The following is a 14,606-nucleotide window of genomic DNA, read 5'->3' on the forward strand; positions in this document are numbered from 1 at the left end:
TGGTTGGACGTTCAAGTTGGTAATAAGTGGTATACTTTTAAATTGAAATGTGGGGTAGTTCTATATTAATATATACATGGAGGCAGGATTGCCTGGCAGGGCAAAAATCCTCTTTTCGCCTTTAGCCCCGAACCACAATGGTTTTCCCGGTTTCTGATTAACTTTATAAAAAATTTCCTTTACTCCGTTAGACAGAAGTGCCTGTTGTACAAAATCATATTTCCCAACAGAAATACCTCCTGAAATCAATAATACATCGTTATTTGCTAAAGCTTCTTTTATAAGTCTGGCAGTTTCTTTGGCATTATCTTTTGCCTGGTAAAATTTTACCTTCGGGAAATTGTTCCTTTTCAAGGCTACCTTTAGCATAAGGGAATTACTTTCATATATTTTTCCAGGCGCAAGGGGCTCATCCAACTGTTCAAGTTCATTTCCCGTTACCATCAGCCCAATTTCAGGAGGTTTAAAAATCTTTATTTGTTTAAGACCAAGGCCGGCAAGCAGGCCTATAGAAGCCTCATTTACCTGGCTTCCTTTCTCTAAAACCTTTACCCCCTTAAGTATCTGCTCTCCTTCTGCCCGAATATTGGCTCTTTTGGCAGGCATTTTTTTAATACTTATTCTTTCAGAAGCTTCTTCTACGTGTTCCTGGATAACAACAGTATCGGCATTTTTTGGAACCATGGCCCCGGTGAATATGCGTACCGCTTCTCCTTCATTAAGTTGAAATTGCCTATTATCTCCGGCTTTTGACTCTCCAATAATTTTATAATTCTCTTTGTTGCTCCATTTAATTGCATAACCATCCATGGCAGATTGCCGGAATGGAGGCATATTAAGGGGGGAATAAACATCCTTAGCCAGTACCATATCTATTCCGTCCATAAGATCGGTTTCAATGATCTTTAGGTGGGGTGTCCATTGTGCTATCAATGCCAAGGCTTCTTTTACCGGAATCATATATACCGTCTTCTGTTTTTCAAATATACCGTATTAGTACTTAAAAATAAAAATAAAATTAAGTAATTATACTTAGTTTTGAGAGATTTTGATATTTTTGACCTTCATCTAAACTTCCAACCATGAAAAATAACTATTATTTCCTATCCCTGTTTTTTCTTGTAACAACAGCAAATTCCCAGAGCTTTTCTATAGATGTAGATCTAAGGCCCCGTTTTGAATACCGGCATGGGTTTGGAAACCTTTTTCCTGATGATGCAGATCCTGCAGCCTTTGTAGTACAGCGATCACGCCTTAATTTGGGATATTTAGCAGAAAGGCTGCAGGTTTTTCTAAGTCTGCAGGACGTAAGTACCTGGGGAGATACACGGCAAATCCTGGATTATGATGCCAATGATTCCTTTTCTTTGTTCCAGGCATGGGCCAAAGTGCAATTAAGTGAACACTGGTTTGCCAAATTGGGCAGGCAAGTAATATCTTATGACGATCAGCGGATTTTTGGCGGGCTGGATTGGGCAATGCAGGGGAGATTCCATGATGCCGCTTTGCTTAAATATCGCAGGGAAGGGCTTCAACTAGATCTTGGGTTTGCTTACAGCCAGGAAAACCAACGGCAATTGGGCACACTTTATACAATTTCAGGGTTTTTTAGCTATAAAACCATGCAATATGTACACTTCAGCAAAAACTGGCAAAATTCGGCTTTAAGTTTATTGTTCCTCAATAATGGCTTTCAGCAATTTCTGGATGAGAATAATGAACTGGCAGACGGGGTTTACAACCGGCAGACGGCGGGAACCTATTTTGAATTTCCGCTAAAGGATTTAAAATTTTCAGGAAGCGCATATTATCAATTTGGCAAAGCCTCTCCTTCCCGGGATTTAAGCGCCTACCAGTTTGCCTTAGATGCTTCTTATAAACCTCAAAAGACGCTTTTTGGTATGGGAATGGAAATTTTAAGTGGAACAGGCCAAAACGCTACAGGAGAAAACCATTCTTTTTTCCCCTTGTATGGGACCAATCATAAGTTTAATGGATTTATGGATTATTTCTACGTAGGAAATCATGCAAATAGCGTTGGTTTAAATGATTTTTATGGAAAGATTGTTTTTAGAACCGGTGAAAAATCTTCTTTGCTTCTTAAAGGCCATTATTTTTCTTCAAATGCTGAATTAATTGAAAATGCAGACCGATACCTGGGAACTGAATTGGATGCGGTGTATACCCAAAAGATCCTGCAGGATGTGCAAATGAATATTGGATATTCCCATATGTTTGCTTCAGAAAGTATGAGCCTTATCAAGGCAGGGAGGAGCACTGATAATACCAATAACTGGGCATGGATACAGCTTATCATTAATCCTGTACTCTTAAAACATCATTTTTCAGATAAATAAAGTTGCTCCGGGAAGAGAATTCCTGAAATTTTTCTAGTCCCTTTCTCCAGGCTCATGAAGGACTTCAGAGTTTTCTTGCTTGGCTTTACTATGCTCCTCATCCCCCAGGGGTCCTTGTTTTCTTTCGTCTAAAGACTGGAGACGGGAAGAGGACCCGTAAATAATCGCCACATCATCTTTGTTGATTTTCGTTTTTCCTGTTGGCGCACCTGTATATTCCCCGTTTGAACGCTTAATTCCCAGTACAAGTAAACCTTCAGTATGTAATTCGAGTTGGCTAAGCGGGGCTCCGGTAATCCAGTCGTGCTCCCGTGCCTTGATCTCGGTTACGCGGTAATCTTCAGATAAATGGAGCAAACTATAATAATCTTTTACATTTAGGCTGGTATATTTTTTTAATGCTTTATTGATGATAACCGATAGCTTTTTATCCACCCACCTGCTTTGCGACAAAAATATAAGGGAGCCAAGCCCTAGAAATAATACCAGCACCTCCCAGGAGAAGAATCCGGAATCTTCCAGGGAAATGAAACTAAAAATAGCTGAAGATATGGTGGTGATAACTCCCGCATTTCCAAGAAAAATAAGTACGGTAAGTATTTTTCTCCTTACCGGGTGGTTTACCACCATTTCAGATTCTTTTGTGGTAAAACCAACTCCCAAATAAGCCGAACGTGCCTGGAAATTTGCAGTTTCCTTAGACAGGCCGGTGTGGATTAATGCCAGGCTGCCGATACGGGTGGTAAGCAGGGAAAAGGAAATAATGATTAATAGTGAAATGATAGCTGCCACTTCCTGTAATTTATTTCTAAGATAAAAAGTTCTACAGAAATATCAGGGACAACTCCTTTAATGATTCTCAATCAGCTTTTTCACAATTTCATCCAGCTGTTCTTTGTTTTTTTCTACGGCTGCCAGTCCATCTTCATGTAAAGCTTTTAAATTTTCGGGTTTGGCATTGTCCATAGCGCTATCTGCGTGTATTAACTCCGGCTGGATGCGGTAATAATCTTCACAATCTTCAACCGGAAGCGTATCATATATTTTTTTTAACTGATAATCTACTGTTTCAGAATTACCGCTCATCATAATGTCAATTAGCGGGTTGATCCATTTTAAAACCCCGGCATCTTTATAATCTTCGTAAGGATAAGGCTGCTTTACAGATCCCGTTCCAACAGAAACAATCAACATGTCCTTTGCCGATGGTTTATCGGGTTTTTCAGCAGTATTCAGGACTTCAGAAAAGCGGATGGTGCGTGCTTCGGCATAAGCGCATAAAGCGGGATTATTAGCAAATACCCCTCCATCTACCAGGGCATGAGGGGTGCCGTAGAGGGAATTTATCCTTACCGGTTCAAAATAAGTTGGCGCGGCAGAGGTTGCCCTGGCCACATCTTTTAGCCGATAATTGTAAAGTTCGCTTTTGGCATCCAGGCTGGTAAAAAAATGTGCTTTCCTGTTTCGTATATCATAACTGGAAACCAGGCAGGGTTTTAGGAGTTCACTCAGCACTTTTTCTCCAAAATACTGGTCCAGGGCATACTCCAGGTCTTTTGCCTCATATTTCTCATCACAGATGCCGCCCATACTTTCAATTTTTTTCTTCAGGCTTACATTAAAAATTTCACCTCCCAGTTTAAGGTATAGGTTCAAAGCCTCTTTTGCGCTGAATTTGTGATTTTTTTCCTTATCGGGACACAGGTAGATGAGCGATAATATGCCTCCGGTACTGGTACCGGAGAGAAAATCGAAATATTCTCCAATGGCAGCATTGCTGTTCCCTGTTTTTTGCTGAATTTGTTCTTCTAAATAAGTAATTATGGTGCCTGGAAGAATGCCTCTTATCCCGCCCCCGTCCAGCGAAAGAATCCGTATCTTTTTCATACTGCTTTGGCTTTAGATTGAAAGGAAACAGAATGGCCTGGAAAAATAGTACTTCTGAAAAATCTAATTTTCATCCATTTCGGCCAAACCATCCTCAATAGTATTCAACTTAACATTATTGACTCCCTTGCTTAAAATTAGCAAAAATAATTGCCATCATATGATGATTTAATTTATTAAGAAAATGTTTTTCAGTGGCTTATTGGTAAAATATGGAATTTACTACCCTGAGTTCTTCTATAATATCCGGAAAGGCGATGTTCTTCAGATAATATGTAGACAGCGCTTTATTGCCTCACGGCCAAGGAAAACAAGGCTATTTTTCCAGGAGGATCTTTTTTTGAAAGGCTGATTGGCAAATGTGCGATTCCCATTGAAGATAAAAGGAAAATCCTGCCTAAAAGTAAGAATCGAAAAAGATCTCATGAAATCTGCTGAAAATCTCAACCAGCTTATTTCTGAAATGAAAACCCCGCTGTAATATTACAAAGATTGATTGAAAATCCAGAATACTGGTTTTTGAACTGGTATCCAAACGGAATGGGTTTTTTAAAGAACAGAGAAAAATATAAAATTTTAATCTTCCGGAAGAATATGATCTTTTTCCATGGCCCGCGTGAGTGCCTTAATATATTTTTTTACGCTACTCTTAAATTTCCTTGGATTCTTTAATTCTAGGGAACAGCTCCAGATTAACGTTTTACCATTTTCGGTTAAGGCATAAACTTCTGTATTGGAATGGTAAATTTTGTTGCTTCCGGCATCATTCTCAACCGGGGCCGGTTTTTTTTCCATATTGGCATCTTCAGGCACTTCCTGATTACTTCCCCATACATTTCCAAGGAACTGAAAGAAGTTGGGCCTTTCTTCCACATCTTCAATTTTGCTTATCAATACGGTTTTATAGCCTTTTGCCAGAAGATCTGTTCCTGTTTTTTCCAGTGCTTCTTCAGCTGCCCTCATGTTCTGGAAGGAATAAGTTAAAGAATCATAACCCGATACCGCATGTACCTCTTCTCTTTCCAAAGTTTTTTCCAAACGGTTTTCAAAATAGCTTCCGGCCTGAGTTTCGGAAGTAATTCCTATAATGACCGCGTCCCTCAGGATACGGTCCTCCATTTTTCCCGGGCTTTGAGTATTCACTATTTTTGCAGAATGGCATCCGGCAAGAGAGAATACCAAAAGTAAAAGAAAAAACCGTTTCATAGCTTGTTTCTGTTAAAGGTAACTATATAGTCGCGCTAAAGCAACTGTTTAAGCAGTTTATAGCTTATAGCCTTCACCTTCGTTAATTCTCTGAAGAAAAAGAAGAGCAGATTTCCCTGCGTAAGAAAAATCCGCTCTATCAACTTACAGTGGGGGAGATTTAATGTACAGAGGAGGTATCTACTTTTCCTGCGCCTTTTTTAATAAGCAGTACAAAGGGCACGCAAATTAAAAACAATATTCCCAGGTATAGAAAGATATCCATATAGGAGAGGACCGTGCTCTGTTTCATAATACTACCGTTTAGCACTTCGTAAGCCCGGCTAAGGGCCTCGTTAGCGCTATACCCTTTGCTTATAAACATTTGTTTTAAACCAGCGATCCTTTCCTGTACCTGGAAATTTATGCTGGAAATATTGGGGATAAGGTCAACCCGGTGCTGCTGATTAAGCCTGGAAATAAAAGTGGTGATAATGGCAATTCCAAAGGATCCTCCCAGCTGGCGCATCATTCCCGTAAAAGCAGCACCCTCTCCTATATCTTTTCCCTGTAGGGTGGATAAGGATAATGTGGTAATTGGTACAAATAACAACCCTAATCCAACACCTCTTACCACCAATGGCCAGAACATTAATTCTGAGCCTGTATCTGGCGTCATAAGATTATACATCCAGTAGCTGTAAATAAAGAAGATGCTAAATCCTGCTGCGGCAAGGTATTTTTGGGGTACCCCGCGTTCCAGTAGTTTTCCAATTATGGGCATCATTAAACCGGTGGTAATCGAGCTTGGGATGAGCAACAATCCGGCATCGGTGGCTGTCCAGCCTAAAATGGACTGGGTGTAAATTGGAATAATAAAAGTGGATCCAAATAAGCCAAATCCCAGGATAAAGGTCATCACCGTTCCCATGGCCAGATTGCTGTCCCTTAGTACCCGCAGGTTTACCACGGGGTGTTTATAAACCAGCTCCCTCCAGATAAAGAGGATTAACCCAAATAAAGATGTGAGGCTAAGGCTTACAATCAGGGAGTCTTCAAACCAATCGTCCTGTTGCCCGTGTTCCAGCACAAACTGTAGGGAACCAATAAAAGTTGCCAGTAAGACAATACCCCACCAGTCTACCTGATTTACCTTTAATTTTTCACCATATTTAGGACTTCTAACATAAATTAGGGTAAGGAAAGTTGCCAGGATCCCAATAGGAATATTAATATAAAAGATATAAGGCCAGGAGAAGTGGTCTACCAGATATCCTCCCAAAGGAGGGCCAAGGGTAGGGCCAACAATAACGCCCATTCCATAAATAGCCTGGGCCATCCCGCGTTTTTTAAGCGGATAACTCTCCGTAATGATTGTCTGGGCGGTAACCAACAGTGCGCCACCACCCATACCCTGGATAAACCTAAAGGCAACAAGCTCCCAGATGTTAGTTGCATTTCCGCAGAGGAAAGAGGCGATGGTAAAAATAATGATGGAAGCTGCGAAATAATTCCGCCGGCCAAACTGCTTGGAAAGCCAGCTGGTCATAGGAATAATAATAACATTGGCAATGGCATATGCGGTAATTACCCAGGCAATATCTGTAAGAGTGGCGCCAAGGCTACCGCGCATGTCATTTAGCGCCACGTTTACAATGGTAGTATCTATAATTTCAAGAAGAGCACATAAAATTGCGGTAATAGTAATAATTACCCTTCTGAAACCATATTCTACCAGGTTGTTTTCTTCTTGCTGCATAATTTAGTTTAAATGTACATCTACCTCTACATTCATCCCTGAACGCAGTTTTTGCAATTTTTGCGCATCATTGGTTTCGGTAAAATCTATTTTTACCGGAAGACGTTGTACTGTTTTTACAAAGTTTCCTGTAGCATTATCCGGAGGTAAAAGAGAGAATCTTGCACCGGTTGCCGGAGAGAATGCGCTTATTTTTCCTTCAAATTCCATGTCTGGATAAGCATCTACTTCAATTCCTACCTTTTGGCCAATATTCATCTTTTCCAGCTGGGTTTCTTTAAAATTAGCAACTACCCATTTCTCTTTCGTATTCACCAGGTAAAATAAAGCCTGCCCGGGTTGTACAAACTGGCCTTCCTGTAGATCAACTTCAGATAGCTGTCCGTCTATAGGTGCGGTAACCACAGTATAATCCATGTTTAATTTTGCGGCATCCAGGGCAGCCTGTGCGCTTTTAATATTAGCTTCAGCAACAGAAACCTGTTTTTCAGAGATTTCTGTTTGCGAATTTGCAGCATTCCGCTGGCTTGCGGTGGCCTGCTGCTGATTCTTAAGAACTTCCAGCTGCCGCTCTGCCTGTTGTTTTTCAGCTAAAGCCTGCTCATACTGCTGCTCGGTAATAGAGTGGTTATTATAAAGATTTTCATAGCGTTTAAAATCATTCTGAGCCCTCCAAAGACGAATTTTTGCGGCTTCAATACTTTCAGAAGCAGAGCCTACCTGCGCGTTGGAAGCGGCCGCGTTGGCACGGTAGGAACCAATGCTGGCTTCGGCTACACCACGCTGGCTGGTGGCTGCGGCAAGGTTTGCCTCTGCCTGCTGAAGTTTAACCTGATAGTCCCTGTTATCTATTATAAATAAAGTGTCGCCTGCTTTTACCTGTTCGTTATCTTCTACGTATACATGCTCCACATAACCTCCTACGTGAGGGATAATAGCAGTCATATTGGCTTCTACCTGGGCATCGTCTGTCTCTTCATGAGAAAGGGAATGAATAAACTTATATCCGCCGTAAATAAGCCCAATCCCTACCAGAACCGCAATGATGCTAATGAATTTCTTATTTGTTTTTTTCTTCTGTTCCATTTTTGTCAAAATGATTTGTTATTTGCTGAATTTGTTGATTAGTATTCCTTTTGCCCTAAGCAATTCAAAGTATTTTTCTGAAATTTCTGCCCGGGCCACGGCAAGGTTTATTTTAGACTGCAGTTGCTGCATATCGGCTTCTAAAAGATCGTTGGTGTCCTGAAGCCCATTATCATACTTGTCTTTTACGATCCTGTAATTTTCCATTGCCTGCTCTTCAGATTCCGAATAAACCGAAAGTTTTTCCATGGCCAGGTTATAGTCTTCCTGCGCATTTTCTACCTGCAATTTCACCTGGTCTTCCATCATATTAAGATGATATTCCAGTTCCTGAGCCCTGCTTTTGGCAACTTTAACCTCGCTCTTATTTTTAAAAATATCGGCAAGGTTATAAGACACACCCACGCCAATGTTCATCGCGTTGGATACGGTAAGAGCATTTTCCAGGTCCAGCGCAATATAACCGCCGGTCAACCCAATAGAAGGGTAGTAATTTCCCTGCGCGATTTTTATATTATCCCTGGCCGCTTCTTTCTGAAATTCCAGCGCTTCCAGGTCACTCCTGCTCAATTCTGCTGAAGTTTGCTGAAGGGCTGCTACGCCAACTTCCTCTTCATTAATACCAATTTTGGTATCTTCAGGAAGTTTTAAGTTAAGGACCAGCCTGTAATTAAGAATTTCAGCATTTTTCCTGGCTTCCTGCAAACTAAGGCGCACGTTGGATTCCTGAAGCTGGGCCTTTAAAAGGTCATTTCTTGCCAAAAGGCCGTTTTGCTCCATGGCGGTAAAATCTTTTACCCGCTGTTGGGCGGTTTTCAGGCTTTCTTCAATTAATTCTACCGTTTTCCTGGCCTTGTAAAGGTTTAAATAATTCTGAATGGTTTGCAACGCCAACTGTTCTTTATCATTTTCAGCATTGGATTGCGCGGCATTGAATTGATTTTTACCGGCTTTAATAGAATTCTTCAATTTAAAGCCTGAAAATACCGGTAAAGAAATACTGGCCTGCCCCAGCAACAGCTGATTAATTTCCGGAGTGGCCGCTTCTGTAGTTGCACCTTCCGAAGTTTCAGGGTCTTCAGAATTTCCATTTCCGGTGGAAAGCTGAAGGTTTACATCGGCATTGGTAAGGTACATGTACTGCCCTGAAATTTCAAAATCTGGATACTGATTGTTTTTAATACTTTGTAGTTCATGGCTAGCAGTAGTTACCCTGGCTTCCGCTGCATTAGCTTCGTCACTGTTGTTAAGTGCCAGGTTTACCGCTTCTTCCAGGTCTAATTTTTTTTCCTGGGCTTTAATACCTTCCGCAGCAAAAATAAACAGCGCGAAAAGCAATAAGAATTTACTCCTCATAAGTTAAAAGTGCTTTTATTGTTCTTTGTACGTGTGGGGTTAAAATGTTGAAAATATAATCGTCTATAGAGGCTTCTCCCTGCAGGTTGTGCATGTCCTGGAAGAACCTTTTGTTATAGTAAAAATTAAAATAAGTGCCGGTAATGGTAGAAAACATAAGCGGGATATTTACATTTTTAGAAAACACACCTGCTTCCTGGCCTTCTTTGATGAAAACCTCGATAACTTTAAAATTTTCTTTCTTTTTTTCTACGTATTGGTTAAAATTCACATTCCGGCTAAGATTGGAATATTCAAAGTGCACGATTTTATACATGCGCCGGTTACGGTGAATGCGTTTTATGGCCAGGCCTACAATAGCTTCAGCTTTTTCAATAAACCCCCTGTCTTCACTTAAAACCGTATTGATCTGGATCTTGAAATCTGCCATCCTATAAAGGAGCAGCGTGCTAAGTAGTTTTTCTTTAGAACCAAAATAGTAGGAAATCATGGCCAGGTTTACCCCGGCTTCTTTGGCAATGTTCCTTACTGAAGTCCCATCGAAGCCATTTTCAGCAAAAAGCTTTTCTGCCACCTTTAGGATCTGAATTTGTTTTTCGTTTAACTCCATTTCTGTTTTAATTGCTATGCAAAATTAAACGATTGTTTAAATTAAACGTTTGTTTAATAATATTTTTTTCTGATGTGGTATTAGAAATTCTTATGATTAGCTCCCGCTGCTTACAATTACAGGAAGAAAAGTATATTTGTATCTTAGAATTAAAAAAGTGTGATGCTGTTGGATGTAAATAGGCCGGAACTATTCCTGGTTTGTATATTGATCTTTTTTGTTGCCGTGCTGTTCAGGTATCTCGTGGCCGCAGGAATGTTCTACTACTATTATTATGTGCAGCATCCAAAGAAATACCAGCGCCTGAGCAGGAGGAAGCTGAGGAAAGGCCAGTTAAAAAACGAAATTAAGTGGAGTATATGGTCTTCGGCCATTTTTGCCGTTTCCGGGGCAATACTGTACTGGCTTTGGCAAAATGGTTTTACTGCCATTTATCTTGATATTAACGCTTACGAATTATGGTATTTGCCGCTTAGCCTTGCTATTGTGCTTTTTCTTCATGAAACTTATTATTACTGGGTACATCGCTGGATGCACAATCCTCAGATATTCAGAAAGGTGCATAAGGTACATCACGATAGTTTTACTCCTACGCCATGGACTTCTTTTTCTTTTCATCCCTGGGAATCTGTTTTGGAAGCCATAATTCTTCCCATAATCCTCCTCATTGTTCCTGTTAATATTTATGTACTGGGATTTTATCTTTTGCTGATGACGCTTAGCAGCGTGGTGAACCATCTGGATATTGAAATTTATCCGAAGCGCTTTCTGCAAAGCAACATTGGCAAACAATTTATTGGCGCCACCCATCACCATTATCATCATACCGAATTTAAGACCAATTACGGGCTCTACTTTACATTTTGGGACCGGTGGATGGATACCGAAAGTGAACATATGGAAAATGCTCTCGGGAATGCAAAGACAGAATAATGGATGCAGGAAAATTTTTTGGCTCCGGCCTTAAGTAATGCTTATCTCAGTTTCTTAAACTGTTCTAAGCATATTTGTAAAATCATTAATTTCAAAATTGGTTGAATGGAATTGTGCTGTTAGAAATCAACGGTTGAGGAATTCCAGAATTTCCGTTTCAAAATTAGGGCTTTGGATCTTTGCATCGCCGTCCACGATTATTCCTGAAGGATCTATAAAGAAGATCTTGTAGATGTATTTCCTAAAAACTTCTTTATCTATATTGCGGTTGGTGATCTGGTATTCAAATTTTTTGTTATAGTTGCTGGCTTCAAGCGTACGCAGCCATTCTGAAGTTTCCCCTTCGTCTATATTAATTCCAATAAAATCTATGGCGGGATATTTTCTGCGCAGCTCCTGTATGTTCTTGTGCTGCCACATATGGTGTGTAGGTGCATGTATGGACCATACAAAAGCAATAGTAGGTTTTCTAAGAATTTCCCGGTAATCTGTCACCTCTCCAGAGGTGTTTAAAAGCTTATTCTGGTTTACAGAAGTTCCTACGAAATAATTGCGGTGAATGGTAGCTAATTCCTTAGCCTGATTAATGTTTTCATAGTTTACCTCCTTTAATACCTGTATAATGGAATCTACACGTTCCTGGGTGTTGGCCATGGTAATGCCACGGGCAGCCATACGGTCCAGGAATTCATTTTTCATCTCCCGGAGAGAAGTAAGAGAATCTATTAGAATAATGCGTCTTTTTATATTGCGATAGCTTGAGAGATTATAGCAATTATTTGCAGAGGGCGCAAGGGTATCACAATCTTCTATAGATTTGGAGCGCAAATAATCATCTATAAGGTTGGTATATACATAATACCGCTGTAGCTCTTTATTATTAAAATTTATACTGTCTCTGTAATCGTGAAAATCTTCAGGAATTTCAGCTATAAGGCTGTGGTAATACTTGTTGATCAAAAAAGAATATCGTTCTCTCAGGTCATAGAATTCATAATTAATTACCGTGTGAGCAATCTGTTTGAATTCATCTGAAAATTTTTGTTTTTGCTCAAGTTTTTCAAATTTTTGCTGCCTTGCCTGGCGGATAGAATCGGTAATTTGAGCGAATTTTTCAGGTTTTACCTTGAAATTTGAAAGTATAAGGTCATTATCTTTTTGATTATTGAGGAACATGTCCAGAAGAAAATTGCTTTTTTCGCCACCTCTTCCGCTAAAGTTTAAAGAGCGGTCAAATTGAAGGGTGTTTAGCCATATTAGCAGGCTGTCCCCTGGCTCCAGATATAATATCTGATTTTCCGGAGGATGCTTTAGGGTGTAAATTCCGGCTTCCAGACCTTGCAGATGTTTTCCAAACTGGTTATCCTCATCTAGTGGAAGGGTATCCAAATCTCTATTATTTCTGGACAAAACCACATAGTCTACATTGGGATTTACAATTTCTCCTCCTATGTAGGTACTACCGGATGAATTGGAAGACCTGTTACAGGCTGTACCCAGTAAAATTACTGAGATAATAGGAATTAGATAGTGTCTCATCTAAGGAAAAGACTTCGGTTTTCGGTATTAAAAGATCAGGTCAAATATAGAAGCTGATAAGAGGGAGTAGTGTTAACCGGGCGTTAAAAGGAATTTTCAAAACGTTAATTCTTAGAAAAGACTGCATAATTGGCTATTTTTGCAAAAATTTAGATCTAAAATTTAGCTTATGCTCTCAGTTTCAAATCTTTCAGTCCAGTTTGGGAAACGTGTTCTTTTTGATGAAGTGAACACCACTTTTACCCAGGGGAACTGCTACGGAATTATTGGCGCCAATGGTGCCGGAAAATCAACTTTTTTGAAAATCCTGGCAGGAAAATCAGATCCCACTTCAGGGCACGTACATCTGGAACCGGGAAAGCGGATGTCTGTTCTTGAACAAAATCATAATCTTTACGATGAATATCCTGTTCTTGAAACGGTAATACGTGGTAATAAGCCACTATTCAAGATCAAGATGGAGATGGAAGAGATTTATGCTAAAGAAGATTTTAATGAAGCCGATGGAGAAAAAGTAGGCCTTCTGCAGGTAGAATTCGAAGAAATGGACGGCTGGAATGCCGAAAGTAGTGCCGCTTCTTTACTTTCAAGCCTTGGTATTAAAGAAGACTTACATTATATGCTGATGCAGGACCTGGACGGGCAGCAAAAAGTAAGGGTGCTTTTGGCGCAGGCGCTTTTTGGAAACCCAGATGTGCTTATTATGGATGAGCCTACCAACGACCTGGATTATGAAGCCATAACCTGGCTGGAGAATTTCCTGGCTAATTATGATAATACGGTGATTGTGGTTTCTCACGACCGTCACTTCCTGGATTCTGTTTGTACCCATATTTCGGATATTGATTTTGGCAAAATAAATCACTATAGCGGGAACTATACTTTCTGGTACGAATCTTCGCAACTTGCCGCCAGGCAGCGGTCTCAACAGAACAAAAAAGCCGAGGAGAAGAAAAAGGAACTACAGGAATTTATCCAGCGTTTTAGTGCAAACGTAGCAAAATCCAAGCAGGCTACTTCCCGTAAAAAGATGATCGAGAAGTTAAATATTGAAGAAATAAAGCCTTCCAGCAGGAGGTATCCGGCCATTATTTTTGAACGAGAGCGTGAAGCGGGAGACCAGATCCTAAATATCGAAGCTTTAGAAGCTTCTATTGAAGGGGATACACTTTTTAAAAATGTAAACGTAAACCTGGCCAAAGGGGACAAGGTGGTTGTTTTTTCAAGAGATTCCAGGGCCACTACCGCATTTTATGAAATTATAAATGGAAAGCAGGAAGCGGTTTCCGGAAAATATTCCTGGGGAGTAACCACTAATCAATCCTATCTTCCCGTGGATAATGCGGAATTCTTTGATAATGATCTTACGCTTGTGGACTGGTTGCGCCAATGGGCGAAAACCGAAGAGGAAAGGGAAGAAGTTTATATTCGCGGGTTTTTGGGTAAAATGCTTTTTAGCGGGGAAGAAGCTTTAAAAACCTGCCGGGTACTTTCGGGAGGGGAAAAGGTGAGGTGTATGTTAAGCCGAATGATGATGTTAAGGGCCAACGTGCTGATGCTGGATGAACCCACAAACCACCTGGACCTGGAATCTATTACCGCCTTCAATAATTCGCTGAAGAATTTTAAGGGAACTGTTCTTTTTACCACTCATGACCATGAATTTGCCCAAAGTTTAGCAAACCGTGTAATTGAATTAACCCCGAACGGGGCTATTGATCGCTACCTTTCTTTTGATGAATATATGAGTGATAAGAAGATAAGGGAACAGCGGGAGAAAATGTATGGAGTAGAGGTATAAATTTTCCTGATGACCAATAAAATTAAAAAAGCCCGGATCAACTTGATTCGGGCTTTTTACTTTGGCTAATTCAAAGAAATAAAACTGATAAAA

At 40.2% G+C, this 14,606-nt stretch carries 12 protein-coding genes; 3 read left to right on the top strand and 9 right to left on the bottom strand.

What is annotated here, in order from left to right:
* Positions 1-60: 60 nt before the first annotated feature.
* Complete coding sequence (locus tag AB8M93_RS14405) at positions 61-960, bottom strand: molybdopterin molybdotransferase MoeA (protein WP_373058908.1); 900 nt, start codon at positions 958-960, stop codon at positions 61-63.
* 122 nt (positions 961-1,082) lie between these two features.
* On the opposite strand from AB8M93_RS14405, the gene AB8M93_RS14410 reads away from it, so the two are divergent.
* On the top strand, positions 1,083-2,357 hold the full coding sequence (locus AB8M93_RS14410) for an alginate export family protein (protein WP_373058910.1): 1,275 nt from the start codon (positions 1,083-1,085) through the stop codon (positions 2,355-2,357).
* A 33-nt stretch (positions 2,358-2,390) separates the two neighbouring features.
* Here the strand turns inward: AB8M93_RS14410 and AB8M93_RS14415 are convergent, their stop codons facing one another.
* From AB8M93_RS14415 to AB8M93_RS14445, 7 genes are all read right to left on the bottom strand, one after another.
* A complete protein-coding gene (locus tag AB8M93_RS14415; protein ID WP_311535108.1) occupies positions 2,391-3,149 on the bottom strand; it encodes a TrkA C-terminal domain-containing protein in 759 nt (252 codons plus the stop codon).
* A 57-nt stretch (positions 3,150-3,206) separates the two neighbouring features.
* Positions 3,207-4,244 (bottom strand): patatin-like phospholipase family protein, encoded by a 1,038-nt coding sequence (locus AB8M93_RS14420; protein ID WP_373058912.1) that lies wholly within the window; start codon positions 4,242-4,244, stop codon positions 3,207-3,209.
* A 576-nt stretch (positions 4,245-4,820) separates the two neighbouring features.
* A complete protein-coding gene (locus tag AB8M93_RS14425; protein ID WP_373058914.1) occupies positions 4,821-5,450 on the bottom strand; it encodes a hypothetical protein in 630 nt (209 codons plus the stop codon).
* A gap of 160 nt (positions 5,451-5,610) precedes the next feature.
* On the bottom strand, positions 5,611-7,188 hold the full coding sequence (locus tag AB8M93_RS14430; RefSeq protein ID WP_373058916.1) for an MDR family MFS transporter: 1,578 nt from the start codon (positions 7,186-7,188) through the stop codon (positions 5,611-5,613).
* Between the two features lie 3 nt (positions 7,189-7,191).
* On the bottom strand, positions 7,192-8,274 hold the full coding sequence (locus AB8M93_RS14435; protein ID WP_373058918.1) for an HlyD family secretion protein: 1,083 nt from the start codon (positions 8,272-8,274) through the stop codon (positions 7,192-7,194).
* Between the two features lie 18 nt (positions 8,275-8,292).
* Positions 8,293-9,630, bottom strand: a complete 1,338-nt coding sequence (locus tag AB8M93_RS14440; protein ID WP_373058920.1) for a TolC family protein — start codon at positions 9,628-9,630, stop codon at positions 8,293-8,295.
* Positions 9,620-10,240 (bottom strand): TetR/AcrR family transcriptional regulator, encoded by a 621-nt coding sequence (locus AB8M93_RS14445; protein ID WP_373058922.1) that lies wholly within the window; start codon positions 10,238-10,240, stop codon positions 9,620-9,622. Before AB8M93_RS14445 ends, AB8M93_RS14440 begins: the two co-directional genes overlap by 11 nt.
* Positions 10,241-10,402: 162 nt before the next feature.
* Between AB8M93_RS14445 and AB8M93_RS14450 the strand changes: the two genes are divergently transcribed.
* Positions 10,403-11,173, top strand: coding sequence for a sterol desaturase family protein (locus tag AB8M93_RS14450; RefSeq protein ID WP_373058924.1), 771 nt, complete (start codon positions 10,403-10,405; stop codon positions 11,171-11,173).
* Between the two features lie 126 nt (positions 11,174-11,299).
* Here AB8M93_RS14450 and AB8M93_RS14455 read toward each other — a convergent pair whose 3' ends face one another.
* Positions 11,300-12,712, bottom strand: a complete 1,413-nt coding sequence (locus AB8M93_RS14455) for a TlpA family protein disulfide reductase (RefSeq protein WP_373058926.1) — start codon at positions 12,710-12,712, stop codon at positions 11,300-11,302.
* 169 nt (positions 12,713-12,881) lie between these two features.
* On the opposite strand from AB8M93_RS14455, the gene AB8M93_RS14460 reads away from it, so the two are divergent.
* On the top strand, positions 12,882-14,513 hold the full coding sequence (locus tag AB8M93_RS14460) for an ABC-F family ATP-binding cassette domain-containing protein (protein WP_373058928.1): 1,632 nt from the start codon (positions 12,882-12,884) through the stop codon (positions 14,511-14,513).
* Positions 14,514-14,606 lie beyond the last annotated feature (93 nt).

The sequence above is a fragment of the Autumnicola aciditolerans genome (assembly GCF_041679265.1).
Lineage (GTDB): Bacteria > Bacteroidota > Bacteroidia > Flavobacteriales > Flavobacteriaceae > Autumnicola.

Bases quoted from the DNA above. Each gene is read 5' to 3' on its own strand.
- AB8M93_RS14405 (WP_373058908.1), bottom strand. From the start codon at position 960: ATGATTCCGGTAAAAGAAGCCTTGGCATTGATAGCACAATGGACACCC.
- AB8M93_RS14435 (WP_373058918.1), bottom strand. From the start codon at position 8,274: ATGGAACAGAAGAAAAAAACAAATAAGAAATTCATTAGCATCATTGCG.
- AB8M93_RS14425 (WP_373058914.1), bottom strand. From the start codon at position 5,450: ATGAAACGGTTTTTTCTTTTACTTTTGGTATTCTCTCTTGCCGGATGC.
- AB8M93_RS14460 (WP_373058928.1), top strand. From the start codon at position 12,882: ATGCTCTCAGTTTCAAATCTTTCAGTCCAGTTTGGGAAACGTGTTCTT.
- AB8M93_RS14455 (WP_373058926.1), bottom strand. From the start codon at position 12,712: ATGAGACACTATCTAATTCCTATTATCTCAGTAATTTTACTGGGTACA.
- AB8M93_RS14440 (WP_373058920.1), bottom strand. From the start codon at position 9,630: ATGAGGAGTAAATTCTTATTGCTTTTCGCGCTGTTTATTTTTGCTGCG.
- AB8M93_RS14430 (WP_373058916.1), bottom strand. From the start codon at position 7,188: ATGCAGCAAGAAGAAAACAACCTGGTAGAATATGGTTTCAGAAGGGTA.
- AB8M93_RS14450 (WP_373058924.1), top strand. From the start codon at position 10,403: ATGCTGTTGGATGTAAATAGGCCGGAACTATTCCTGGTTTGTATATTG.
- AB8M93_RS14445 (WP_373058922.1), bottom strand. From the start codon at position 10,240: ATGGAGTTAAACGAAAAACAAATTCAGATCCTAAAGGTGGCAGAAAAG.
- AB8M93_RS14410 (WP_373058910.1), top strand. From the start codon at position 1,083: ATGAAAAATAACTATTATTTCCTATCCCTGTTTTTTCTTGTAACAACA.
- AB8M93_RS14420 (WP_373058912.1), bottom strand. From the start codon at position 4,244: ATGAAAAAGATACGGATTCTTTCGCTGGACGGGGGCGGGATAAGAGGC.